Origin of the sequence: Lelliottia sp. RWM.1, assembly GCF_016859735.1 — a bacterium.
Classification (GTDB): Bacteria; Pseudomonadota; Gammaproteobacteria; order Enterobacterales; family Enterobacteriaceae; genus Enterobacter.
Genome location: NZ_WLVC01000007.1, coordinates 82,187 through 105,444 on the forward strand (window position 1 = coordinate 82,187; position 23,258 = coordinate 105,444).

Annotated in this window: 23 protein-coding genes and 1 tRNA gene; 9 read left to right on the plus strand and 15 right to left on the minus strand. The window is 53.6% G+C overall.

Annotation, left to right across the window (positions count from 1 at the left end):
- Positions 1-109: 109 nt before the first annotated feature.
- A complete protein-coding gene (locus tag GF617_RS08330; RefSeq protein ID WP_203451511.1) occupies positions 110-736 on the plus strand; it encodes a TfoX/Sxy family DNA transformation protein in 627 nt (208 codons plus the stop codon).
- On the opposite strand, the gene yccS is transcribed toward GF617_RS08330, so the two are convergent.
- Together yccS and GF617_RS08340 are read right to left on the minus strand one after the other, a co-directional pair.
- Positions 693-2,855 carry a YccS family putative transporter gene (gene yccS, locus GF617_RS08335; RefSeq protein WP_203451484.1) on the minus strand — a complete coding sequence of 721 codons (2,163 nt, stop codon included), beginning with the start codon at positions 2,853-2,855 and terminating at the stop codon, positions 693-695. The genes GF617_RS08330 and yccS overlap by 44 nt on opposite strands.
- A gap of 18 nt (positions 2,856-2,873) precedes the next feature.
- Positions 2,874-3,320, minus strand: a complete 447-nt coding sequence (locus GF617_RS08340; RefSeq protein ID WP_181622941.1) for a YccF domain-containing protein — start codon at positions 3,318-3,320, stop codon at positions 2,874-2,876.
- 123 nt (positions 3,321-3,443) lie between these two features.
- On the opposite strand from GF617_RS08340, the gene helD reads away from it, so the two are divergent.
- Complete coding sequence (helD, locus tag GF617_RS08345) at positions 3,444-5,498, plus strand: DNA helicase IV (RefSeq protein ID WP_203451485.1); 2,055 nt, start codon at positions 3,444-3,446, stop codon at positions 5,496-5,498.
- A gap of 41 nt (positions 5,499-5,539) precedes the next feature.
- On the opposite strand, the gene mgsA is transcribed toward helD, so the two are convergent.
- The gene (gene mgsA / locus GF617_RS08350; RefSeq protein WP_181622943.1) at positions 5,540-5,998 is read right to left on the minus strand and encodes a methylglyoxal synthase; all 459 of its coding nucleotides are present in this window, start codon (positions 5,996-5,998) and stop codon (positions 5,540-5,542) included.
- 80 nt (positions 5,999-6,078) lie between these two features.
- Positions 6,079-6,741, minus strand: coding sequence for a DUF2057 family protein (locus GF617_RS08355; protein WP_181622944.1), 663 nt, complete (start codon positions 6,739-6,741; stop codon positions 6,079-6,081).
- A gap of 173 nt (positions 6,742-6,914) precedes the next feature.
- On the opposite strand from GF617_RS08355, the gene GF617_RS08360 reads away from it, so the two are divergent.
- Positions 6,915-7,328 (plus strand): CoA-binding protein, encoded by a 414-nt coding sequence (locus GF617_RS08360; protein ID WP_181622945.1) that lies wholly within the window; start codon positions 6,915-6,917, stop codon positions 7,326-7,328.
- Positions 7,329-7,366: 38 nt separating this feature from the next.
- Here the strand turns inward: GF617_RS08360 and hspQ are convergent, their stop codons facing one another.
- Complete coding sequence (gene hspQ, locus GF617_RS08365; protein WP_181622946.1) at positions 7,367-7,684, minus strand: heat shock protein HspQ; 318 nt, start codon at positions 7,682-7,684, stop codon at positions 7,367-7,369.
- Between the two features lie 60 nt (positions 7,685-7,744).
- Positions 7,745-8,935: a 23S rRNA (cytosine(1962)-C(5))-methyltransferase RlmI gene (gene rlmI, locus GF617_RS08370; RefSeq protein WP_181622947.1), complete on the minus strand. Its 1,191-nt coding sequence runs from the start codon at positions 8,933-8,935 to the stop codon at positions 7,745-7,747.
- Between the two features lie 95 nt (positions 8,936-9,030).
- Here rlmI and yccX point away from each other — a divergent pair, with 95 nt between their 5' ends.
- A complete protein-coding gene (gene yccX / locus GF617_RS08375; protein ID WP_181622948.1) occupies positions 9,031-9,312 on the plus strand; it encodes an acylphosphatase in 282 nt (93 codons plus the stop codon).
- On the opposite strand, the gene tusE is transcribed toward yccX, so the two are convergent.
- Positions 9,309-9,638 (minus strand): sulfurtransferase TusE, encoded by a 330-nt coding sequence (gene tusE, locus GF617_RS08380; protein WP_203451512.1) that lies wholly within the window; start codon positions 9,636-9,638, stop codon positions 9,309-9,311. The two genes, yccX and tusE, sit on opposite strands and share 4 nt — an antisense overlap.
- Before the next feature lie 87 nt (positions 9,639-9,725).
- A complete protein-coding gene (gene yccA, locus GF617_RS08385; protein ID WP_154127877.1) occupies positions 9,726-10,385 on the minus strand; it encodes an FtsH protease modulator YccA in 660 nt (219 codons plus the stop codon).
- Positions 10,386-10,655: 270 nt separating this feature from the next.
- On the opposite strand from yccA, the gene GF617_RS08390 reads away from it, so the two are divergent.
- Entirely contained in the window at positions 10,656-12,284 is a 1,629-nt protein-coding gene (locus GF617_RS08390; protein WP_203451486.1) for an ABC transporter substrate-binding protein, read from the plus strand.
- Between the two features lie 145 nt (positions 12,285-12,429).
- Positions 12,430-12,517 (plus strand) — tRNA-Ser (locus GF617_RS08395).
- Positions 12,518-12,573: 56 nt separating this feature from the next.
- Here GF617_RS08395 and GF617_RS08400 read toward each other — a convergent pair.
- Positions 12,574-14,007 (minus strand): DUF2272 domain-containing protein, encoded by a 1,434-nt coding sequence (locus tag GF617_RS08400; protein ID WP_203451487.1) that lies wholly within the window; start codon positions 14,005-14,007, stop codon positions 12,574-12,576.
- Between the two features lie 99 nt (positions 14,008-14,106).
- Positions 14,107-15,030 carry a hypothetical protein gene (locus tag GF617_RS08405; protein WP_203451488.1) on the minus strand — a complete coding sequence of 308 codons (924 nt, stop codon included), beginning with the start codon at positions 15,028-15,030 and terminating at the stop codon, positions 14,107-14,109.
- Positions 15,031-15,282: 252 nt separating this feature from the next.
- Here GF617_RS08405 and GF617_RS08410 point away from each other — a divergent pair, with 252 nt between their 5' ends.
- Entirely contained in the window at positions 15,283-15,936 is a 654-nt protein-coding gene (locus GF617_RS08410) for a hypothetical protein (RefSeq protein WP_181622952.1), read from the plus strand.
- Positions 15,937-15,990: 54 nt separating this feature from the next.
- Here GF617_RS08410 and GF617_RS08415 read toward each other — a convergent pair whose 3' ends face one another.
- From GF617_RS08415 to hpxO, 3 genes are read right to left on the minus strand one after another with little or no spacing between them, the layout of a single operon-like run.
- Complete coding sequence (locus GF617_RS08415) at positions 15,991-16,956, minus strand: PDR/VanB family oxidoreductase (protein WP_203451489.1); 966 nt, start codon at positions 16,954-16,956, stop codon at positions 15,991-15,993.
- A gap of 13 nt (positions 16,957-16,969) precedes the next feature.
- Complete coding sequence (hpxD, locus tag GF617_RS08420) at positions 16,970-18,007, minus strand: molybdenum cofactor-independent xanthine hydroxylase subunit HpxD (RefSeq protein ID WP_181622954.1); 1,038 nt, start codon at positions 18,005-18,007, stop codon at positions 16,970-16,972.
- Positions 18,008-18,038: 31 nt separating this feature from the next.
- Entirely contained in the window at positions 18,039-19,193 is a 1,155-nt protein-coding gene (hpxO, locus tag GF617_RS08425) for an FAD-dependent urate hydroxylase HpxO (protein WP_203451490.1), read from the minus strand.
- A 245-nt stretch (positions 19,194-19,438) separates the two neighbouring features.
- Between hpxO and uraD the strand changes: the two genes are divergently transcribed.
- Complete coding sequence (uraD, locus tag GF617_RS08430) at positions 19,439-19,939, plus strand: 2-oxo-4-hydroxy-4-carboxy-5-ureidoimidazoline decarboxylase (RefSeq protein WP_181622956.1); 501 nt, start codon at positions 19,439-19,441, stop codon at positions 19,937-19,939.
- Positions 19,936-20,259: a hydroxyisourate hydrolase gene (gene uraH / locus GF617_RS08435; RefSeq protein ID WP_203451491.1), complete on the plus strand. Its 324-nt coding sequence runs from the start codon at positions 19,936-19,938 to the stop codon at positions 20,257-20,259. Before uraD ends, uraH begins: the two co-directional genes overlap by 4 nt.
- Here the strand turns inward: uraH and guaD are convergent.
- Together guaD and GF617_RS08445 are read right to left on the minus strand one after the other, a co-directional pair.
- Entirely contained in the window at positions 20,239-21,555 is a 1,317-nt protein-coding gene (guaD, locus tag GF617_RS08440; RefSeq protein WP_181623720.1) for a guanine deaminase, read from the minus strand. The genes uraH and guaD overlap by 21 nt on opposite strands.
- Positions 21,556-21,661: 106 nt before the next feature.
- Positions 21,662-23,158, minus strand: coding sequence for an NCS1 family nucleobase:cation symporter-1 (locus GF617_RS08445; protein WP_181622958.1), 1,497 nt, complete (start codon positions 23,156-23,158; stop codon positions 21,662-21,664).
- Positions 23,159-23,258 lie beyond the last annotated feature (100 nt).

The window sequence follows — 23,258 nt, forward strand, 5'->3', positions numbered from 1 at the left end:
TGTTGTGAAAAATCATCTTGCTCAAGAAGAAGAAGTTGCCTATTTTTCTGCTACTGGATCCGGTAGTAAGAAAAAGCGTTGTTACTTGATGATTTTAAAGGGAAATATCATGAAAAAGATATCTTGTGAACGGATTTATAAATCACAGGAATATCTCTCCTCGTTAGGCGATATCCAGCATCGTGCACTTTTTGGCGGTTATACCCTTGCGGTTGACGATGCCGTATTTGCCATGGTTTCCGAGGGTGAGCTCTATCTTCGCGCCTGTGAGCAAAGCACCAGGTACTGTGTAAAGCACTCTTCTTCTTTTCTGACTTTATTGAAACGGGGGCGTCCAGTCCTTCTCAATTATTACCGGGTGGATGAGGGGCTCTGGCAGGACAGGGAAAGGTTACTTCAGCTCTCTTCCTTTGCACTGGAATCGGCAAGGAAGGAGCGACATCAGCGACATCAACGAAACCGACTGAAAGATCTTCCGAACCTGACGTTTCAGATCGAAGTACTGCTCTATGAAGCGGGTATCACAAATGAAGAAACGCTACGAGGGCTTGGTGCAAAGACAAGCTGGCTGAAAATAAGAAAGAACAACAAACAACTGGGTATTAAAGTGCTGTTTGCGCTGGAAGGTGCAATCGAGGGGCTGCATGAAGCGGCGCTCCCGACGCCCATTCGCCGGGAGCTAACAGAATGGTTTAATGCGCTGACTGAGCCACGTGAGAATCATTCCGCCAGGTAGCAATTTGCTGCTGCAGTCGGCAAATTTCCGGCAGCAAAGCAATAAGCAGGCCGACTTGCTGGAGGACCAGTGGCGCTTTGTTGTCGGAGCCAGGATCCAGGTGAGCAATACGTTGAGCAAGTTCGTCCAGAGACTGTTGAACTCGTGGCTCATCTGATGGGCGGTGGTGCAGGGCATCGTCAACGTAACATACCGCATCATCCAGCAGGGTAAGGATGCCGGGGTTGGTCAGCTTCTCACGGTGCGCACCCAGTGTAGAGATATAGCTTGTGAATGTGTGGTTGAGACACAAAAGACGAAATGCGGTTTCCCGTATCTCAGTTGTTGCTCGTGGCTCCGTTGACATATTGGATACAACCGAAGCTAATTCTGCATCACTGTTATGCGCATCGCGCCGGGCGATACGATAGGCCAGACGGTTATCACGTCCCTGATGGTACTGCTCAAGAATGGCATCAAGGTATCGACAGTTGGCATTCATTGCCCGATCCAGCACGCGTGGTAAATTGCGAAAGCGCCAGTCAGGCCAGATAAAACTCACAGCCGCCCAGGCAATAGCACAGCCAATAAGGGTATCGATGACGCGGGGAAGTGCGACTTCAAACCCTTCCCCTAGCAGGTTGAAGCACAGTAATACCAGCAGTGTGATGAACATGGTCGCATGTGCATACTGCACATTACGGAATGCGAAGAAGAGTACGCCAGTAATCACAATAAGGATGAGTTGCCCTTCGAGTGAGGGAACGAAATACAGCAAGGGTAATCCGACGGCAACCCCCACCAGTGTCCCGATGATTCTCAGCGCCAGTCGGTGGCGCGTGGCGTTATAGTTTGGCTGGCAGACAAACAGACTGGTTAGCAGTATCCAGTAACCATGGTGCAATCCGGTGATCTGGATAAAGGCGTAGCCTACACAGAGCACGAGTGACATCCTGACCGCATGGCGGAATAACGCGGATTCTGGCGTAAAGTTGCGGCTCAAACGCAACCACATATCGCTAAAGCTGTGCACGCTATCATCAGCCAACTGGTTTTCTGCGTCGTTTCCTGGCATTGCCATTGCTTGTTCGGACTCAATGGTCGCCAGTTGGGCATCAATCGCACGCAAATTATTGAGCAGGAAACCCAGGGCTTTTATTTGCTCCGGAGATGTTCCGCTGGCCTGAACGCGGTCGAGTGCTGCGTCAAGATGGCTGAAGGCTCGCTCGAAGCGCGAGTCGTGCTGATAGGGCGTGCGCAACAAAATGGACCTTGCCAGTTGCTGACAAGCCTGAGATTGCATTGAGAGTAAGCGCTGGAAGCGGAACATAACATCGCTATAGCGAAACTTCTCACGCAGGGCGGCGTACTGAACGTGTGATGAACTTGCACGTTCATGAATATCCTGTGCAGCAAAGTAGTAATGTAATGTGCGGCGCGTCCCTCGCTGTCCACGATCGCCGCGCAGGCGCGTGAGCAGGGAGGCTTTCGTCTGATTTAACATCGCGACAAGCTGCCCGTTTGCCAGGGCGAGATCGTAAAGCGGGGCCTGGCTCTCTTCTTCTATATCCGGGTCAAATAACCGGGATTTGAGCTCCAGGTATTGGGCCAACAGTTCGTAGCTGCGGGCGAGGTTATCCTGCAATGCCCGAACCGGAAAAATAAGATGCCCGGTTAGCGTGAGCAGGTTGTACCAGATTGCACCCAGCAACAGCAGCAGAGGCTGTTGATACCACTGGTCATAGAGTGACACGCCCAGCATGGTATAGATAGCAATCAGTAGTGCACCAAACGCGATGGTGGCATAACGCTGGCCCAGCCCGCCCAGCAGAATAAAACCGCTGGTGGAGAGTGTCAGTCCCAACGCGAACAGCCATGGCCACGGGAACAGCAGTTCGACCGATGAAGAGGCGATGAAAAAACAGAGTAATGTAATAACCAGATTTCGCAGACGTCCGGTCAGGCGATCGTCCAGATCGGCCAGCGCCCCGGCAACAACGCCAAGGGTGAGTGGGATGGTCAGTTTGACGTCATTCAACCACCAGGGCAGGGCGACAGTACCGCACAGTGCGATAAAAATCCTGGCGTTATAAAGCCAGGTGCTGTTCCATGTATAGCGGCGAAATAATGGGCTTAGCATCAGCAGGGCCAGTCCTTATTACTGAAAACGACGACGGGCATTTGCTTCACGTGCAGCCTGCGCGACTTCTACCGGGACAACCCGACGCCCGACTGGCCACAGCGCGATAGCGGCAATTTTGAAATTAGCGAGACCCACCGGAATGCCAATGATCGTGATGCATTGTGCAATGCCAGCAAAGATGTGCATCAGACACAGCCACCAGCCAAAGAAAATCAGCCACAGGATATTCAGTACGGTTCCGCCTGTATTCATCAGCGAATTTTTTCCGTCCGGGTTCAGTTCATCAACATGAATGGCTTCATTACCATATGGGATAAAGGACAGTTTGGTTATTTCCCAGCAGGAGCGTGTCAGTGGCAGGGTAAAAATGAGCACAATGCTTACCAGAGTGGCAAAAAGCCAGGAAAGTGTGGTGGCAAAACCGCCAAGGACAAAATTCAAAACATTCAGAACGGTACGCATAAATCCTCAGTTCCTTTCGATATGATTAACGCTAAGTGATTGTAACGTTTTTTTAGGCTGGAGCACCTTAAAACTGGCAGTTAAACTGTCAGGTAAATTATCTCTTCGTGGATTCGGCTGGACATGGAACTGAAAGCAACTTCTTTGGGCAAACGCCTGGCGCAGCACCCGTACGACAAGGTTGTGCTGCTTAATGCAGGGGTTAAAGTCTCTGGTGAACGTCACGAATATCTCATTCCGTTTAATCAACTTCTGGCGATCCACTGCAAGCGAGGGCTGGTATGGGGCGAACTGGAGTTCGTACTTCCGGCGGGAAAAGTGGTACGACTTCACGGGACGGAGTGGGCTGAAACGCTGCGTTTTCATCATCATCTGAATACGCTCTGGCAGCAGTGGAGTGGCGATATGAGCCTCGTCGCGGCACAGGTTTTGCACCAGGTTCTGGATGAGATCGCGCAAAGCAGTGAGCAGCAGAAATGGCTTACCCGCCAGCAAACCGCGGGTTTGCAGCAAAAAATAAGCCGGGCGCTTGCCGCACTTCCCATTCCCGTTTCACGTCTGGATGAGTTTGATAATTGCCGGGACGCCTGGCGTCAATGCCAGGCGTGGTTGAATGATGTTGACCAAAGCCGGCTTGCCCATAATCAGGCATGGACCGAGACCATGCTTACGCAGTACGCCGATTTCTTCAGCCATATTGAATCGTCACCTTTGAATCCTGCGCAGGCTCGTGCGGTGGTCAACGGTGAGCAATCGCTACTCGTGCTGGCGGGGGCAGGGAGTGGTAAAACGTCGGTGCTGGTTGCCCGCGCGGGATGGTTGCTGACGACAGGTGAAGCTACTGCCGACCAAATTCTGCTGCTGGCATTTGGCCGCAAGGCAGCACAGGAGATGGATGAACGTATCCAGACGCGGCTACATACTCGTGATATCACCGCCAGGACGTTCCATGCACTGGCGTTATCAATAATCCAGCAGGGCAGCAAAAAAGTCCCCTCTATTAGTAAGCTGGAAAATGATACTCGGGCCCGTCAGGCACTTTTTATCAGCGCCTGGCAGCAACAGTGCAGTGAGAAAAAAGCGCAGGCAAAAGGGTGGCGGCAGTGGCTGGAAGAAGAGTTGAACTGGGAGATCCCTGAAGGCAGCTTCTGGCAGGATGAAAAACTGGCACGCCGCTTAGGTTCGCGTTTTGACCGTTGGGTAAGCCTGATGCGTATGCATGGCGGCACTCAGGCAGAGATGATTGAGAGTGCGCCGGAAACGATCCGTGCACTGTTTTCAAAACGCGTCAAACTGATGGCTCCGCTGCTGAAAGCCTGGAAAACGGCGTTGAAGGATGAAAACGCGGTCGATTTTTCCGGACTTATCCACCAGGCCATTATTATTCTGGAAAAAGGCCGCTTTGTGAGCCCCTGGAAGCATATCCTTGTGGATGAGTTTCAGGATATCTCCCCGCAGCGTGCGGCACTGTTATCGGCCTTGCGCGCGCAAAACAAACATACCTCGTTGTTTGCCGTCGGTGATGACTGGCAGGCAATTTACCGCTTCAGCGGGGCGCAACTTTCATTGACCACTGCGTTTCACCACTACTTTGGTGAAGGTGACCGCAGCGATTTAGATACAACTTATCGTTTCAATTCGCGGATTGGCGAAATAGCCAACCGCTTTATTCAGCAAAACCCGCATCAACTGGTTAAACCACTCAACAGCCTGACAGTGGGAGATAAGAAAGCCGTCATGTTGCTGGCTGATGACCAGCTTGAACCGCTTCTCGACAAACTGAGTGGCTACGCTAAACCGGACGAACGTATTCTGGTACTGGCGCGATACCACCATCTCAAACCTGCTTCGCTTGAAAAAGCAGCAACCCGCTGGCCTACGCTCCAGATCGATTTCATGACGATCCACGCCAGTAAAGGGCAGCAGGCAGATTATGTCATTGTAGTGGGACTAAAAGACGGAAGTGACGGTTTCCCAGCGCCAGCGCGTGAGTCGGTGATGGAGCAGGCATTATTGCCCACACCTGAAGACTATCCGGATGCAGAGGAGCGTCGTTTGTTGTATGTCGCACTTACGCGTGCGCGCCATCGTGTATGGCTACTGTTCAACAAAGATGAGCCGTCAGGGTTTGTTGAGGTGTTGAAGGGGATAGATGTGCCCGTGGCGAAAAAACCCTAGTCTGATTGCCGGGTGGGTATTCATCCCACCCGGCACGACCTCTATTTCAGTCGTTCTGCCAGATAACGCGGATAATCCGGGATCAGGATCTCCACCGGCGTGTTGAATTGTGGCGAGTCAATAATAAAGTCCGCTGTTGAGAGATTGGTTGCCACCGGGATATTCCATACAGTGGCAAGACGCAGCAACGCTTTGACGTCCGGGTCATGTGGCACGGCATTAAGCGGGTCCCAGAAGAAAATCAGAACATCAATTTTACCTTCCGAAATTTGTGCGCCTACCTGTTGATCGCCACCCAGCGGGCCACTCAACATGGCATTGACGGCTAATCCTGTTTCGCGACTGATCAGATTGCCGGTTGTGCCCGTCGCAGAGAGTGTGTGTTTTTCCAGCTGCGCCTGATGGCGGCGAACCCAGTTAAGAAGCATCTGTTTGCAGTGATCGTGCGCCACCAGCGCAATGTGTTTGCGTTCCGGGAGCGTGCGTGTTGTCAGTTCCATAATCTTTTCCGTCAGGTTAACTGGCTACAAGATGACGGGAAGCGCCTGATGCTGCAAGAGAAAGGGCAAAAAAATGTGGCTTAGGACGAAGGTTGTTGTTTCGCCCATTGCAGAAACCGGGCACGTGTATCGGGGTCAGCCTGCTGGAACCAGAATTTAAGGCGTTGTTCGGTGAGTGTCTGAGATTGCGGTGGAATAACATCCAGTTCCGATACACCGGAGAGCAGCGTGCTGTCATCAGCCATCATTGTGGCAAACTGCGGTAGCGAAGCACGTTTCCCTGCTTTGTTGTAGATCTCAGTATCGGCTTCGTAATCAGGACCTTTTGGCGTTTTCGTCAATGCCAAAATATCCAGTTTTACCGGTATAGGCATCGCGTCACCATCAAGCAGTTCAAGGCGAGGGGCTGATTCGAAAGCCTGTGACTCTTTTTCTGTTTCCAGACGGGGCAGACTAAAATTAACCTGGCTGATGCGCTGAGTGTTAAAGCTGGCGATAAGCGGCGGAGAGATGTACATCCGCTGCTCGTGGTTTGCGAGGCGGATTGTTTTTTCGATCCGAAACACAAGCTGGTGCGGGCCATTATCGAGTTCAATACTGTCTGCACCACGGAGTAGCGAGCTGGATACTTTTTTACCGTCCAGCACCAACAGGTCAATATCGGTAGAGAGCCGAAGCGTGGTCGCAAATACGCAGACTGGCATCACTAAAGCAATCACAGCAGAGGCAATGCCGGTTCTCATAGGGTGCTCCTGTTGAAAATATCTTTTTCGCAATAATGTATCTAAATTTTTCGGTTATCACGTTTACTAACATATAGACATATTCCGCTATTTTGCCCTCATACATCTGTATGGGATGGATGGTTGTGATGTCCGGTTTGACGTACACTTTAGAAAAAGCCAGGAGGAAGACCATGAAAGAGAACGATATTGCGGACATTCTGACGTCGACTCGTACTATTGCGCTGGTGGGGGCGAGCGATAAACCCGATCGCCCAAGCTATCGGGTGATGAAATATCTCCTGGATCAGGGATACCATGTCATTCCGGTGTCGCCAAAAGTCGCCGGGAAGACGTTGTTAGGCCAGCAAGGGTATGCCACGCTGGCCGACGTGCCTGAAAAAGTCGATATGGTGGATGTCTTTCGCAACTCAGAGGCGGCATGGGGCGTAGCACAAGACGCTATCGCCATTGGCGCGAAAACTCTATGGATGCAGTTAGGCGTGATCAATGAACAAGCTGCGGTGCTGGCACGTGAGGCGGGGCTGAAGGTGGTGATGGATCGCTGTCCGGCGATTGAACTTCCCCGTCTGGGACTGGCGAAGTAACAAAAAAAGCCCGGCGGATACCGGGCTTTTTAACATTATCAGTTCCGCAGGCGAGGGGCCTGCAACTGTTTGCGGATGGTCTGGGCAAGCTCATCCATTGTGGGTTGTTCCGGATGTTCTTCCTGCAACTCGCCGCTTAGCTGGGCTTCCGCAAGATACGTATGCACAGGCTGTCCATCGTCATCTTCCATCACCACATGATACCAGGGCGCAGCGCGAAGTTCTGCATTGACCGCCAGTTCATCTGCTGACGGTTCATCGAGGGAATATTCCGGGTCGATATCCACGACCACACCCAAATACCCTAGCAAGGTGTGGCGGACCTGCTGGCCGATACCGAATTTGCTGGCAATCATAGTCACCTCCCGGGAAACATTACATACACTCAATGTGTGGGCAACATCTCTCTTTTCAAGTTACATGACGCGACAGGCAAACCCTTTCAGATACAGCCCTTCCGGGTAGGTAGCGATCACCGGATGATCGGCTGCCTGACGGAACTGCTCTATAAATTGTATATCACGGCCAGCATCTATTGCGGCGTCAGCGATGATTTTCTGAAATAAATCTGTGGTCATCAGGCCAGAGCAGGAGAAGGTCAGCAGTACACCGCCTGGATTCAACAGCTGGATAGCCAGCATATTGATATCTTTGTAACCGCGGCATGCCCCCATCAGTTGGCTTTTGTTTTCGACAAACTTCGGTGGATCCATCACGATCACGTCGAACTTTTCACCTTGATCGCGGTATTTGCGCAGTAGCTTAAAGACATCGTCTCGGACGAACTCGGCTTTGCTCAGATCCAGCTTGTTCAGCTCGACGTTTTGTTTGGCCACATCGAGTGCCTCCTGGGAGGTATCGACGCTCACGACCTGGCTGCAGCCCCCCATCAGTGCGGAAACCGCAAACCCGCCGGTATAGGAGAAGCAGTTGAGGACGCGCTTGTTTGCAACGTACTGACGTGTTGCGAGACGGCTGTCACGTTGATCGAGGTAATAACCGGTTTTGTGACCGCCCTGAATATCCACCAGCAGTTTCATGCCATGTTCTTCAATAGGCAGCAGGGCGGGTGGCAGTTCGCCTGTTACCGGGCCTTGTGTCAGCTCCATACCCTCTTTTTTACGAACCGCCACATCACTACGATCGTAAATCGCGCATTCCGGGTAGAGGGATTGCAGGGCGCTAATCAGCGCCGCACGTTGGTATTCCGCGCCCGCGCTCAGCAACTGAAGCACCAGGAAGTGACCGAAGCGATCGATTGTCACGCCTGGCAACCCGTCCGACTCACCGGCAATCAGGCGGTAGCTGTCCAGTCCGTCACGTTTTGCCAGCCATTCACGCCACTGCTGGGCTTGCTGCAGGCGGCGGGTGAAGAAGGCAATATCAATCGTTTCGTCTTTATCGAATGTCCAGACACGGGCGCGGATTTGGGATGCAGGCGAGTATGCGCCGCGCGCTAACCATTTTCCCTGGTGGTCAACGATATCGAGGGTTTCACCGAGGCTGGCTTTGCCTTCCATGCGGGCAACTGCGCCGGAAAAGACCCAGGGATGGCGGCGCAGTAATGACTTCTCGCGGCCTTTGGCTAACACTAAACGTACACTCATAATTTGCTATTCTGTCGATTCCAATGAAATGGCCGCCATTTTCCCGAGTTCAGTGAGGAAATGCAACGCGCCAGGCACGGATAAGGAAAATGAAGATGTCAAAAGTCTGCACAATGGCCTGGGTTTACGGCATGGTTCAGGGCGTTGGGTTTCGCTACAGCACGCAGCGCGAGGCGATCCAGCTTGGTTTAACGGGGTATGCGCGCAATATGGATGATGGAAGCGTGGAGGTGGTTGCCTGTGGTGATGCGGAACAGGTCAGCAAGCTTGTGGCATGGCTGAAAGCCGGTGGGCCACGCAGCGCACGGGTCGATAACGTTCTGACAGAACCCCATCAACCCGGCCGGGAATACGTTAATTTTGGTATTCGCTATTAAATGCATTTCACTGGTTTTGGCAGACCGGCGATTTTGGTCGCCTGTTTTGCCGGGCCTTTCGGGAACAGACGATACAGATAGCGGCTATTGCCTTTCTCTTCGCCAAATTTGTTCGCCATCGCCTTTACCAGCATGCGAATAGCAGGAGATGTATTAAATTGCAGATAGAATTCGCGCACGAATCGCACCACTTCCCAGTGTTCTGGCGACAGGACAATCGCCTCTTTCTCTGCAATCACCTCTGCCAGCGCTTCGCTCCACTGGCTGCTTTCTTTCAGATAACCGTCGTTGTCGGTTTCGATCTCTCTACCTTCAAAGCTCAACATAGTCATTCACACGTCAGTCAAAAACCGGTGCAGTGTAGCAAAAAACAAAGCCCCGCATAAGCGGGGCCTGTTTCAGCTCAGTATGAGTTAATCGCGGCTGGCGAAGCCCAGGATGCTCAACAGGCTGACGAAGATGTTGTACAGCGACACATACAGGCTCACTGTTGCGCGGATGTAGTTGGTCTCGCCGCCGTGAATGATATTGCTGGTTTCATACAGGATTGCACCTGAGGAGATCAGGATGAACACAGCGCTAATCGCCAGGTGCAGGGCAGGCAGTTGCAGGAAGATATTCGCAACCATGCCGACCAGCACAATCACAATACCGGCCATCAGCATACCGCCCAGGAAGGACATGTCTTTGCGCGTGGTCAGTACGTAGGCCGAGCAGCAGAAGAACACCAGCGCCGTTCCGCCCAGAGCCATGCCGATCACATCACCCATACCGGCAGACAAATACGCGTTCAGAATGGGCCCCAGAATGTAGCCCAGGAAGCCGGTGAAGGCGAATGCAGACAAAATACCAACCGGTTTATCCGCCGTCTTATAGGTCAGGAACATCAAACCATACATACCGACGAGCGTCAGGATCAGCCCCGGCGAAGGCAGCATCAGTACAGTACTGGCCGTCGCGGTGATGGCAGAAAACGCCAGCGTCAGGCTGAGCATGAAATAGGTGTTACGCAGCACTTTGTGGGTGCTGAGCAGCGATGTGCGGTCGCGTGAAGAACTAATAATACGATCCATGAGTCACTCTCTTATGACAGATGTAATTAACGGCAAGAATAGAAAACAGCGCGTCAGTAACAAAGTGGTTTTACCCATCTTTACTCAACACCTTAGGCTAAGGGGTGGTTGTTTCTTCTACAGAAATACTTTTCCGCAGAATGAACAGCGGTTTAGCGAGTTTATTCAGATCAACATCTTATAGGTTACTGAAAAATATTGCGTTCTTTCACTTTGGACGCTAAGAGTAATTCCCGGATCGTCAAAAAAACAGACAATAAGGCGAAGGAAATGAAACCACAAACACGCACTAACTTTACACTCTCTTTGTTAACCGCAGGCATCCTGTGCGCCAGCACAGCGACGTGGGCGGCTAATGTGCCGGCAGGAACCCAACTGGCAGAGAAACAGGAACTGGTCAGGAATAATGGTAGCGAGCCCGCTTCACTCGACCCGCATAAAGTCGAAAGCGATGTCGAATTCAATATTATCAGCGATTTGTTCGAAGGGCTGGTGAGTGTATCCCCTACAGGTGAGATACAGCCTCGTCTGGCTGAAAAGTGGGAAAATAAAGACAATACGGTCTGGACATTCCACCTGCGTCCGGGCATTACCTGGAGTGACGGAACCGCCATTACCGCACAGGATGTGGTGTGGAGCTGGCAGCGTCTGGTTGACCCGAAAACCGCCTCTCCGTATGCCAGCTACCCGGGCAATATGCACATCACCAATGCGGCGGATATCGCACAAGGGAAAAAAGCCCCTGATTCGCTGGGCGTAAAAGCCATTGACGACACCACACTGGAAGTGACGCTCACCCAGCCAAATGCGGCATTCCTTGCGATGCTGGCGCACCCGTCACTGGTTCCCGTCGATAAAGTGTTGATTGGCCGCTATGGTGATAAATGGACCAAGCCGGAACACTTTGTGAGCAGCGGAGCTTACACATTATCGCAGTGGGTGGTCAACGAGCGGATAGTTGCCGAGCGTAACCCGCGCTACTGGGACAATGCGCACACCGTGATCAACAAAGTGACCTACCTGCCGATCACCTCTGAAGCATCCGATGTAAACCGTTATAAGGCCGGGGAAATTGACATCGTCTATACCGTGCCTATCAATCAGTTTGCGCAGTTGCAAAAAACCATGGGCAAAGAGCTGGACGTTTCCCCGCAGCTTGCCACTTACTATTATGAATTCAACACCACGCGGCCTCCCTTCAACGACGTGCGTGTACGTAAAGCGCTGAACATGGCACTTGATAAAGACATCATTGCTGAAAAAGTGTTAGGGCAGGGGCAGCGTCCGGCGTGGCTTATCAGCCAGCCTGAGATTGGCGGCGTGACGCTGCACAATCCTGATTACGCCAGTTGGCCGATGGACAAACGCATTGCCGAAGCCAAAAAGCTGCTGAATGAAGCTGGTTTCAATGCGGGTCATCCTCTGAGCTTTAATCTGCTCTACAACACCTCCGAATCGCATCAGCGTATTGCGATTGCCGCCAGCTCCATGTGGAAGAAAAATCTCGGCGTGGAGGCGAAGCTGCAAAACCAGGAGTGGAAAACCATGCTGGATACGATGCATACCCATAACTTCGATGCAGTGCGTTACGCCTGGATTGCGGATTATGACGATGCGGCGACCTTCCTGAACAACTTCCGCACCGGTGACAGCGAAAACACCAGCCAGTACAGCAACCCGGCCTATGATGAAGCGCTGGTTAACGCCGCAAAAGCGAAAACCACGCAAGAGCGCGGCGCGTTCTATCAGCAGGCGGAAGATCTACTGGGCCGTGATGTGCCGGCAATTCCGGTATATCACTATGTCCGCACGCATCTGGTGAAACCGTGGGTGGGGGGCTTTACTCCGGATAAACTGGGGTATTACTACACCAAAGATATGTACATCAAAAAACACTAAGGCTCAGCGGTACGATTTTATGCTGATAAAATGGCCAATGCGTTGTCTATTCAACCGATTAAACGCGCTTTGGCTATTTTTCAGGCGAACGATTGTGTTCATGCTTTACAGGACGCAATGAGGTGTTTATAGTGCGCCTCACTTAGGAAGCGTGGCCGAGCGGTTGAAGGCACCGGTCTTGAAAACCGGCGACCCGAAAGGGTTCTAGAGTTCGAATCTCTACGCTTCCGCCAAATTTGAAAACCCTGTGATAGCAATATCACAGGGTTTTTTCATTTCAGAATACGATTTACGGAAACCGGTATCCCATCAAAGCGAAAAGCGTTTCGCCACCCTGAACACTGGCAGAGAGAAAGCCCTCATCAGTCAGTGCCAGCGGGCGTCGCGTTACCGAGTTTCCGACATTGCCGCCAATAATCTCGATTTCATCAGCGCTCACGGAAACGACCAAATCCGTATGGCTGTTGTAATGACCCAGATGTTGATGATCGTAATCGACGACTTTATCGCTGTCCCTGTCCCAGCACACCAAATCCCCCACCTGGGGTTTGCGTTCGTTTAGCCTGAATCCCCAATACAGTGCGTTGGTATTCCCCTGGTTTCTGTCCCGGATAGATTTGCTGATGTACGTCGCATGCGAGGCGGAATATGCGAAGCGGTTCTCCGCACCAGACTGGCGCATGATCCAGGAAATAAAGGCTGCCGACCAGGGCCATTCATGATCCCGGCCGTCCAGATCATCTCGTCCAATGTTCTCCCAGTACTGGCCGACCCGTTGCCACCAGCCATCTTCACCCTCTTTATGCCCAATCTGCAGGATAGATCCTTTGCGGTTGTAACGTTGTCCACCAAAGAAGGTCCATTGCTCGATGGCACTGGACGCGACATTGGCTGCAAAGCCTGATGCAAGAGCAACCGCTGGGGAGCTGTTTGTGACGGGAGCGGCGCCGCCACTCCCCGCCGCGGGCGAGCCGATAAACGCGACGGTACTGGCGATAACCGGCTGGGTCGTATTACCCGTCGGGAGCGGTATGGTGGGCGACGGTTCGACAAGGACGCCATGCGCATTAATGGGGATCTGAGAGAGATCCCAGTTCCCGCGCGCAATTTCGAATCGCAAGCATTTGGTTCGGTAAACGGTAGGGTGGAGCTCAGGGTTGCTGTGTGTCGCTAGCCATGCGTCCCTGACATCAACATACTGGGTAATCCATTTACGTTCATTGCCGCCATTCGCTGGGGGAACTTCCGGAAAGCGGGAGCGCAGGAAGGGGAGAATACCATTGCTATGGATGAAGGAGTCGTAGATGACGAGCATGGAGAGCGCCTCCTGAAAACCGTACTTCTGCGCCCAGTTAAATGCGGGAGTGAAATATCGCGCATCAAAAAATGTATCCTGCACGGACTTCATGACGGGGTCTTTACTGCCAGCCTGCACCAGCAGAGAGATGAACTGGGCATGATCCACCAGGGGTGTTTGCCCAATCAGAGACACGAACGGGGCCAGTGCCGCGCTGAATAGCCCATTCGCGTTGACATACTGGCTAATCAGTTCCTGAAGGTTTCCATATTCCGTTGTTTGCGAACGGCCATAGGTGATTTGTCGAATCCGGTGTGGGCCATCATGGAAGATGGCGATTGCCGCATAATCCCCTCCGGCAGAGCCTGTTTCGAACGCATTCAGAACGCGTTCACACAGGCTTTTTTGTACAGGCGTGAGTATCATAAAACCCCCTTTTCTGAGCATGAGTCGATAAGGCTATCTGCTGAGTTCGTGCCTGACGGCGCTCGCGGAAAAGAGTAAAAGCCCGATATACATCCGGCCTTATGTGTTCTTTTTCCTGGATTTGCCGGGTTCAGGCGGTTTTGGCCCGGTGGAGCGTATCTGCATAACGCGCTGAAGAATGTCGAACCAGAACGGGCCGCCCAGCGAGACGGCGAAGATGGTGATAAGCAAACCAATGGCTTTTGTCAGGTATCCCCATCCGATGGGAAGGGTCTTCCATCCGAGCGAGAAACCAACAGACTGCACAGCCGACATGGCCTGGTTGTAGTCAGTTCTGGCTTTTTCGGCCGGATCGACGGGCGGTGAGCCAGGGTCATTACTGACGCGATGGGGATTCTCTCGCGTGTATTGTTCCGTTATTACCAGCATCTGCTCCCGTGCTACCGGATTGGCTGCCAGCAATGTCGCCAGGTTGATTGTGTCAACGTTTGCACTGCTGACCAGGAAGGCCGCAACAATCAGCGTTATGGTCTGCGTTCGGCGCTTGTACCAGCCGGAAGCACGATCCATTGCAGCATCGAATTGTGCTTCAACCGCTTTACGAAATTTGTCGGTGTCGTTACCTGTCTGCATCACCAGCGTGTCAAGAACACCTTTTATGCGATTATCCTCGACGGAGCCCGGCAGGGCGTTTACCCCAGCGGAGAGTGTCGACATCGCACTCCGCCCAATGACGAGCGCCTGCACAACCTGTCCGACAATTGCCGACGGAATGTAAGAGGGGCGTCCTGCGTTCCCTTTGCTAAGCGACTGGATCAATGGATGGTCAAAAAATTGCGTGACAAATTGCGTATTTGGGGCCAGTTCTCCTGAAAATAACTCGTTAAGCGCAGCTTCCAGATTTTTGCTACGAAAACCCGTTCCGGCAGAAATGGCCTCCACGATGGACGTGCAGGCTATTCCAAACATGAAATAGACGGTCATAAGCCCAATCAGTACATCAAGCATCTCCAGTCCAAACATGTTGTTCCCCTTATTGTCCGCGAAACACGGCTGGTTGCTCCCGGAAACATTGCAGGTTGTAGACTGAGAATATGCACTGAGGGTGAGAGATGAGCGTTAAGAGGTTCGTCGTAATTTGAGGCGGGCAGTCAATCGTTAGTCGCAGTTTTTGGCCATAAAATGAGGCATACACTTTTATCCTGAGCAGTCCAGCGCCGGTGTGTTTTTCATAGACGCGTAAATGAATGAGCCCATTCGCCTCAGGAGACGATCATGTTTTATTTCCGGATTAATAAACTGCGCATATTTGATAACCATGAGAATGCGTTTCTCTTTTTCAAACGTGACCTTGCGCAAGTTAAGCTGATCAGTTTTGTCACGGCCGATGACCAAATACCGATACTGGATGCGTGGATCGCCGAAATCGATACAGCCAGGAAGGCACAGCTTCTTGAACAGGCTGTTCGACAGATTGCGTCGACGCGGGTGCTGACTGAAATTGCCAACGTTAAAGACAATGCGGTTCTGACGTTTGGGGATACCGGATATGTGCTCTATCAGTCTGTGGCGATCCCGGAGGATTTTAACTGGTGTCTTATTGCAACGGAGGGAGACGACAACGTACGAGCTATCGGTGAGCAACTCGATAGCATTGTGAACCATCCTGAGTTTGACCGTTTTGCCGCAAACATGGGCACGTTGATTCTGGGGGCGGCAAATCCCGCGTATGCCGCAGGTGTGATAGTCACAAAGTTTTTGACGACGGTGGCGGCCGATGCGCTCAAGAAAAATGGTGATGACCAGTTGGGCATTCTGTATATGTCACTCAACAGAAAAGAGCACTATCTCTACGGCGAGCGGAAAAGAGATGGGATCCCCGATCTGACCGGGAACTTACGCGTGGATTATTCCATTTTTGCGTTCTGACAACCCACAGACAAACCACAAGGCATGACACATCACCTTGTGGTTCAACCATCCCTATAGCCCAATCACCAGTTCCCCTGAGTGACTCCGGGAGCAGCACAGCGCTACCTGCTGATCCGCAGCGGCTTTCTCCGCCGCCGACTGAACCGTATCCCGGTGATCCACCACACCATCAATCACGGGCGTCAGGCACGCGCCGCAAATCCCCATTTCACAGGAGAGCGGAACCGCAACGCCGTTAGCCAGCAGCACCTGGGCGATGGTCTTATCCGCAGGTACAGGCCAGCTTTCACCGGTAGAGGAGAGGGTGACGGTAAAAACGTCGCCGTTATCGCTGCCAGAACAGGACGACACCGGCTGGAAAGCCTCGCTGTGGATCTGCGTCTCGGACCAGCCCAGGGACACGCCAGCATCACGTACCTGAGCCATAAAACCTTCCGGGCCGCAGACGTAGGCATGTAAACCCCCATCAGGCGGAGGCAGAACCTCCATCAGTGTGGTGCGTGGGCTCTGCCCGTCACGGGAGCTATGGAGCACGTAAGTACCATACCTGAACGGGCGTGACAGGGCCTGAAGGAAGGCAGCACTGCCTGGGTGTTTGACATAGTAATGCAGCGTAAACGGTGTTTCTGAGGCCTCCAGATGCAAGGCCATCGCGTACAGCGGCGTAATGCCAATACCCGCAGCCAGCAGCAGAACGTGCTGTGCCTCCTGTAGCGGGAACAGATTGCGCGGTGAGGAGATAAGCAACGTCTGACCGGGGCGTAGCGTCTCATGAATATAGCGTGATCCGCCGCGAGACTGCGCTTCCCGCGCCACGCAGATAAGATAGCGCTTTTCCTCACGCTGCCCGGTCAGCGAATACTGACGGACAATCCCGCAAGGCAGATGGACGTCGATATGTGCCCCAGGTTGCCAGTCAGGAAGTGTCTCCCCGTTGGCTGAAACCAGCCTGACCGCCAGGCTCTTATCGCCCTGACGCCATAATCCCTCAACCATAACGCTCAGCATCTCACTCATGACGCGCCTCCAGTCACACCAGGAAAAATTCGCCAAAACCCATTTTTTTCAGCCCACGGCGATAGGCAATAGAGCTTCTGTCCGCAGGAATATGGGCTTCCAGAGTGAGATCCAGCGGAAGTCTTTCCGGCCGCTGGGTCTCCACCATCAGGCGATCTTCTTCAAACACCCGTAAATTGAAGGCATGAACATCTTCAACCGGAATATGCAGGTCAAAATTCCGCGCGATAGGGGCAAACATACGCGTCACGCGGGAAGATACCGGTGAGGCGGCGTTCATGATCACCAGCCGTGATTCGCCCGGAAAGTGGATCGTAAGCGTGGCGGTAAATGGCAGGTGCATCTCAAAATGACGCAACCACTGGAAGCCTTCCGGCGCACGCAAATCAGAGTTGGCCGGGTAATTGCTCACCGAACTCCAGTAATCCGCAATGAAGCCAAACCCGGTTTCCTGCGGCTGATACACCGGAACGACCTGGTTATCCGGGTCGGCAAAGGTATCCGTGTGGATCCACGCGAAGTGGGCGACATCGAGAAACCCTTCCACCTGGCGACCGGCAAAGCCGTTAACCTCAAACGCCGGGCAGTTAATCTGCTGAAACCCTGCGTCGTCCCAGTGGGGCATCGTGGGGAGCGGCATCGGGTTTTCAGGCTCCCAGGCGAGACAGGTCCAGATCAGGCCATAGCGCTCTTCCACGGCAAAGCTGGTCAGATTCAGTTTTGCCGGCACGGGCTGGTCAGGGCTTGAGGGAATTCGGTTACAACGTCCGTCCTCGCCAAAACGTAAACCGTGGTAAGGACAGATAATGCCCTCCTCGTCGTGAAATCCGAGCGTCAGCGGCACGCCGCGATGGGGGCAGACGTCGCGTGCAACCACCACCTGGTCTTTAATGCGATAGATCACCAGTTGTTCATCGAGCAAGGTGGCTTTAACCGGGGCCGGGCCAATGTCACATGCCCGCGCGACCGGATGCCAGCATTTCGCCAGGCGCAGCCAGTCTTCTGGCTCAAAGGTGCAATGGGCGGGTGGGGTAGGGAGTTCTCTTCTCATGGTTATCCTTCCTGCCGGTAAGGCAACAGTGTCAGCCTAAAGGTCCGCCCTGAATGGTGTCGCACAGGCCATTAATAATGCGCTCGCCGGTTTCTGCTTCGAGCTCTTTGTACCACGCCTGAGTCAGCGCCATATCTTTGCCGTGAGTGATGTCACAGCGTTTGCGTGCCTTGAGTACCAGGTCGCGGACGCGGTCACAGCGCAGGGCCTCATACTGACGTAGCGCCAGCTCAATGTTGTGTTTTTCGCGCAGACAATCTCCCAGCACCACGGCGTCTTCCATTGCGGCGCAACCGCCCTGGCCGATATCCGGCGTGGTGCTGTGTCCTGCATCGCCCAGCAGGGCGACGTTGCCGCGCACCAGGCTGTCGAACGGATCGATATCATGGATCTCAATCCGGTTGGTGGTTGTGGGATCAAGCGCCGCGATAAGTTTCTGTACCGGCTCGGCCCAGCCGCTGAAATAGCGGGTGAGATCGGCCCGCAGGGTGCTGCGATCTTCAGCAAGCCCCGCTGGTAGCGGTACGTCAAAGAAGAAATAGAAACGCCCCCCGGAGACGGGCATCAGCGATACGCGTTTGCCTTCGCCGACAAACGTCGTCCACTGATGTGCAGGGGCGATGGTTTCGTCAATCTCCACCAGACCATTCCAGTTAACGTAACCGGCATAGCGACGCTCCGGGGTATAGCCCAGAACATATGGACGCAACACTGAATGACTGCCGTCGGCAGCAATCAGAAAATCGCCCTGCGCCGTTGTACCGTCCATAAAGTGGACGGTGACGCCCTCGGCCGTCTCATTGACCTGCGTGACGCGTTTGCCGAACTGCACCGCGTCGCGTCCCCAGAAATCGAGCATTTCCCGTTGCAGCTCGGTGCGCGATACAGGGCAGGGTCTGCCGCCTGTACGCGCCACCAGCGGCGCGAGGCTAAACTGGGTGAGAATATCGCCGCGTTGATAGTCGCAATAGGCCATCTCATGCATCGGGCCGCCATAGGTTTCCATCATCTCGCCCATGCCAAGATGGTTCATGCACTTCACGCCGTTAGGCCAGACGGAGATGGCCGCGCCTACGGGCTTGATCTCTTTCACAGCTTCAAACACGGTACACACAATGCCGGCATTTTTGAGTGCCACGGCTGCGCTTAATCCGCCAATCCCCGCACCAATCACGATGGCTTTCATGCTTCTCTCCTTTTGCAGGTGGTGTAACGGGAAAGAGCAATTTGCGTACCAGAGTGGCAAAGTAAGAGTTAACGGCATCATTCCCGCGTGATGTGCACTGACGTGGTGCGTGTTGACCCTGATGTTGCCATTTTGTGAATCAATAATTTCCAAACCAGGGGCCGGGAATCGACTGTTTCACAGAGTGCGAAAGAGTGGCGTGCTTTGTGCAATGACCTGACAACACGATTTCAACGGGAAACACCATGATTGCACTGAATGATTTTAATCGACTGGAGCACGACGAGGCTGTCGCCTGCTTACGTCCGTGTGTGGCCATTGAGAGCTGGTCTGAGGCCCTGGCAGATGCCCGTCCTTTTGCCAGCCTGTCAGCCTTGTTTGATTATGGGCATGGGATTTCTCTCGCCTGGGACGAAGCCGCACTGGCTCAGGCGCTCAGCGCTCATCCCCGTATCGGGGAAAAGCCAGCAGGCCAGCAGACGCACGCGGCGATGTCTCGCCAGGAGCAGTCTGCGGTTAACGACTGCGACGCCGATCTTACACAGTCTCTGAGGGAGGGGAATGCCCGTTATGAGGCCCGGTTTGGGCGTGTCTTTTTGATCCGCGCGAAAGGACGTAGCGGAGAGGCGATCCTGCAGGCACTGGAACAGCGTCTGAAAAATAGCGATGCTGAAGAGGTGCAGTCAGCCCTGACGCAACTGCGCGAAATCACGTTATTACGGCTGGAAGGAGTGGTTGGCGAATGAATACACTCAGTACCCATATTCTCGATATCTCCACAGGTAAACCCGCACAGGGCGTGACGGTTCGTCTTGAGTGCAACGGTGAGGTGGTTGCGGCGGAGATCACCAATGATAACGGTCGTATCCGTGAATTTGTCCCCTTCCTGACGGCGGGGCACTACCGCCTGGTGGCGGAGACAGGTCTGTGGTTTAGCGCAACGGGCCGCAATACGGTCTACCCCTGCGCGCAAATTGATTTTGTGGTGGGAGAGACGGCAGATGAGCACTTCCATCTGCCGTTTGTCATTGCACCGGGAGGCTGGTCAACTTACCGTGGCAGTTGACCATACCTGCTGACCATTGACCCAGGTTTCGCTAATATTGCGCTCATCTCCCAGAGTCATCAGCACGAATAACTGCTCATACACATCCTTACAGCGTCCATTACGCAGGCGCTGTAACGGGGTTACTGCCGGGTCAATCACCACAAAATCGGCCTCTTTACCTGGAGTGAAATTACCAATTTTGTGATCCAGTCGCAGGGCATGTGCGCCGCCCAGCGTGGCGTGGTAGAAGGCTTCACTGGCGCGTAGCCGGTAGCTCTGTAACTGACCGACCTTATAGGCCTCGCCCAGCGTGCGCAGCATGCTGAACGTCGTTCCCGCCCCCACATCTGTTCCGATGCCCATCCGCACTCTGTTTTGCCAGCAGGCGGGTAAGCGAAACAGACCGCTGCCGAGAAACAGGTTAGACGTGGGGCAAAACGCGACCGCCGAGCCGGTATCATGCAGACACTGCCACTCTTTCTCGTGCAGATGAATACCATGGGCAAAAACGCTGCGCTCTCCGGTCAGTCCATAGTGGTGATACACATCCAGATAACGCTCATGCTCCGGCCAGAGATCGTTTACCCAGGCCACTTCGTTCGGGTTTTCGCTCAGGTGGGTTTGCAGCCAGGTGTCCGGAAACTCCTCTCTGAGCAGGCTGACTGCAGCGAGAAGCTCAGGGGAGGAGGTCGGGGCAAAGCGTGGTGTAATGGCATACCCCAGCCGTCCCTGATGCTGCCAGCGCAGGATAAGCTCCCGCGTCTGGCGGTAGCTCTGTCCGGCGGTTTCGGTCAGGTAATCAGGTGTATGCCGGTCCATCATCACTTTACCAGCAATCAGCCGCATGTTGAGGCGCAGGGCCTCGCGAAACAGCGCGTCGACGGATTCAGGATGTAATGTGCAAAACACCAGCGCCGTCGTCGTGCCGTGGCTCACCAGTTGATTCACGAAAAATTCGGCTATCCCGGCGGCATACGCTTCATCGGCAAACTGACTCTCCACTGGAAATGTGTAGGTGGTTAGCCACTCCAGAAGCTGCTCGCCAAACGCGCCAATCATCTCCGTTTGCGGATAATGGACGTGTGCATCGACAAAGCCAGGCAGCAACAGCTTGCCCCGCAGGTCGGTGTAACCTTTATGGGGATCAAGGTACTGCTCACCTTCACGCCAGGCCATGTGCGCCACGATGTTGCCGTCCTGAATAAACAACAACCCATCGTCAAGGTAGCGTGCGTGGTGGGCGATAGCGTCTGCGCTGTCGCAGACTTCGGCAATATCAAAGAATGCGCCGCGGATCGCTGTCTGATAATCCATCATGATTCCTGCCTTATTGTTTGCGTTGCGGGTAAGCAGGAAAAAGCAAAAACAGTGCCAGTATGAGAGGAGCCGCAGCACTGTGCTGCGGCCAGGTCAGGCGGGGTTACTCTTTTTGCGCTGCGATGTTTGCGCGAAAGTGTGTCTCTGTGGCTGCAACGCGCTCTTCGCGTGCCAGCCAGCGGTAGGTTGCGCCCCCCAGGAACACACCGATAAACCAGCTAAAGTTTGCCACTTCGTGCAGGGAAGGGATAAAGCTGATGACCAGACCAATCGCCACGGAGGGAATCAGTGCCCCAATGGCCTTCGGGTTAAAGCCGTTGCGATACCAGTATTTGCCTTTCGGCGTATCGTCAAATAGATCGTCTACGGAAACGTTGCCGCGTTTAATCAGATAAAAGTCCGCAATCAGAATACCGAACAGCGGGCCGATAAACGCGCCGAGCACATCCAGGGTGTAGTGGATAAGTTCCGGGGAGTTAAAGAGGTTCCACGGGGTTAACAGAATAGAGCCGACGGCGGCAATCATCCCGCCGGTGCGGAAGCTGATCTTCTGTGGTGAACAGTTGGAGAAATCAAACGCCGGGGAGACAAAGTTCGCCACGATGTTAATACCGATAGTGGCGGTAATCATGGTCAGCAGGCCAATCGCCACGGCCAGGTCGTTACCTACACGACTGACGGTTTCAATCGGATCGGTGATCATGCGGCCAAACAGCGACTGCGTGCCGGAAACAATGACCACGGTGACAATCGAGAACAACAGGAAGTTGAATGGTAAGCCCCAGCGGTTGCCCCGGCGGATCTCACCCATGCTTTTACCGTAACGGGAGAAGTCACCGAAGTTGAGCAGCGGGCCGGAGAAGTAAGAGACAACCAGTGCCGTAGCGGTAATCATCTGCCAGGTTTGCTCGCCCGCGCTCAGCGATTTGCTGGCGAGGGTAAAGGAGATCCCGTCGAAACCCGTCTTGTATACAATCCATCCTGCCAGCGCCAGCATCACCACATAGACAGCCGGACCGGCGATATCGATAAAGCGCTTAATGGCGCTCATACCATGCCAGAAGACCATCGCCTGTAGCACCCACATGATGGCAAAGCAGACCCAGCCAAGATGCGACAGCCCCAGGAATGAATCCGTGGTCAGGGCGCTCAGCGACGGCCAGAATTTCAGCCCGACCAGCATCAGGGCATTTGCGGCAAGGTAGGTCTGAATGCCGTACCAGGCAAAGGCGATAAGCCCGCGGATCACCGCCGGAATGTTGGCCCCGAACACGCCAAAGGCCTGACGGCAGATGACTGCATAAGGCACGCCCGCCATCTGGCTTGGTTTCGCCACCAGATTGGCGCATAACTGCACAATACAAATCCCCACCAGCAGGCAGAGCAACACCTGCCAGCTTGCCAGCCCGAGCGTGAAGAAACTCGCGGCGACAACATATCCCCCCATGCTATGAACATCCGACATCCAGAAAGAAAAGATGTTGTACCAGCTCCAGTTCTGGTCACGCGTGGGTGCCAGATCCTCATTGCAAAGCCGAGGGCTGTATACAGCACCGGAATCAGCGGCCTTAACCTGATGCGCGTTTTGTGTATTTGGCATGAAACCTGCTCCTGTGAATGAAAACCCGTTTAATGGGATTACAAACGGTGTTGCAGGATCCAGGCCAAAATAATAAATCTTGTATGCAATATTTTATTTT

Excerpts from the sequence above, each read along its gene's own strand:
- GF617_RS08330 (WP_203451511.1), top strand. The coding sequence starts at position 110 with ATGAAAAAGATATCTTGTGAACGGATTTATAAATCACAGGAATATCTC.
- yccS (WP_203451484.1), bottom strand. The coding sequence starts at position 2,855 with ATGCTAAGCCCATTATTTCGCCGCTATACATGGAACAGCACCTGGCTT.
- GF617_RS08340 (WP_181622941.1), bottom strand. The coding sequence starts at position 3,320 with ATGCGTACCGTTCTGAATGTTTTGAATTTTGTCCTTGGCGGTTTTGCC.
- helD (WP_203451485.1), top strand. The coding sequence starts at position 3,444 with ATGGAACTGAAAGCAACTTCTTTGGGCAAACGCCTGGCGCAGCACCCG.
- mgsA (WP_181622943.1), bottom strand. The coding sequence starts at position 5,998 with ATGGAACTGACAACACGCACGCTCCCGGAACGCAAACACATTGCGCTG.
- GF617_RS08355 (WP_181622944.1), bottom strand. The coding sequence starts at position 6,741 with ATGAGAACCGGCATTGCCTCTGCTGTGATTGCTTTAGTGATGCCAGTC.
- GF617_RS08360 (WP_181622945.1), top strand. The coding sequence starts at position 6,915 with ATGAAAGAGAACGATATTGCGGACATTCTGACGTCGACTCGTACTATT.
- hspQ (WP_181622946.1), bottom strand. The coding sequence starts at position 7,684 with ATGATTGCCAGCAAATTCGGTATCGGCCAGCAGGTCCGCCACACCTTG.
- rlmI (WP_181622947.1), bottom strand. The coding sequence starts at position 8,935 with ATGAGTGTACGTTTAGTGTTAGCCAAAGGCCGCGAGAAGTCATTACTG.
- yccX (WP_181622948.1), top strand. The coding sequence starts at position 9,031 with ATGTCAAAAGTCTGCACAATGGCCTGGGTTTACGGCATGGTTCAGGGC.
- tusE (WP_203451512.1), bottom strand. The coding sequence starts at position 9,638 with ATGTTGAGCTTTGAAGGTAGAGAGATCGAAACCGACAACGACGGTTAT.
- yccA (WP_154127877.1), bottom strand. The coding sequence starts at position 10,385 with ATGGATCGTATTATTAGTTCTTCACGCGACCGCACATCGCTGCTCAGC.
- GF617_RS08390 (WP_203451486.1), top strand. The coding sequence starts at position 10,656 with ATGAAACCACAAACACGCACTAACTTTACACTCTCTTTGTTAACCGCA.
- GF617_RS08400 (WP_203451487.1), bottom strand. The coding sequence starts at position 14,007 with ATGATACTCACGCCTGTACAAAAAAGCCTGTGTGAACGCGTTCTGAAT.
- GF617_RS08405 (WP_203451488.1), bottom strand. The coding sequence starts at position 15,030 with ATGTTTGGACTGGAGATGCTTGATGTACTGATTGGGCTTATGACCGTC.
- GF617_RS08410 (WP_181622952.1), top strand. The coding sequence starts at position 15,283 with ATGTTTTATTTCCGGATTAATAAACTGCGCATATTTGATAACCATGAG.
- GF617_RS08415 (WP_203451489.1), bottom strand. The coding sequence starts at position 16,956 with ATGAGTGAGATGCTGAGCGTTATGGTTGAGGGATTATGGCGTCAGGGC.
- hpxD (WP_181622954.1), bottom strand. The coding sequence starts at position 18,007 with ATGAGAAGAGAACTCCCTACCCCACCCGCCCATTGCACCTTTGAGCCA.
- hpxO (WP_203451490.1), bottom strand. The coding sequence starts at position 19,193 with ATGAAAGCCATCGTGATTGGTGCGGGGATTGGCGGATTAAGCGCAGCC.
- uraD (WP_181622956.1), top strand. The coding sequence starts at position 19,439 with ATGATTGCACTGAATGATTTTAATCGACTGGAGCACGACGAGGCTGTC.
- uraH (WP_203451491.1), top strand. The coding sequence starts at position 19,936 with ATGAATACACTCAGTACCCATATTCTCGATATCTCCACAGGTAAACCC.
- guaD (WP_181623720.1), bottom strand. The coding sequence starts at position 21,555 with ATGGATTATCAGACAGCGATCCGCGGCGCATTCTTTGATATTGCCGAA.
- GF617_RS08445 (WP_181622958.1), bottom strand. The coding sequence starts at position 23,158 with ATGCCAAATACACAAAACGCGCATCAGGTTAAGGCCGCTGATTCCGGT.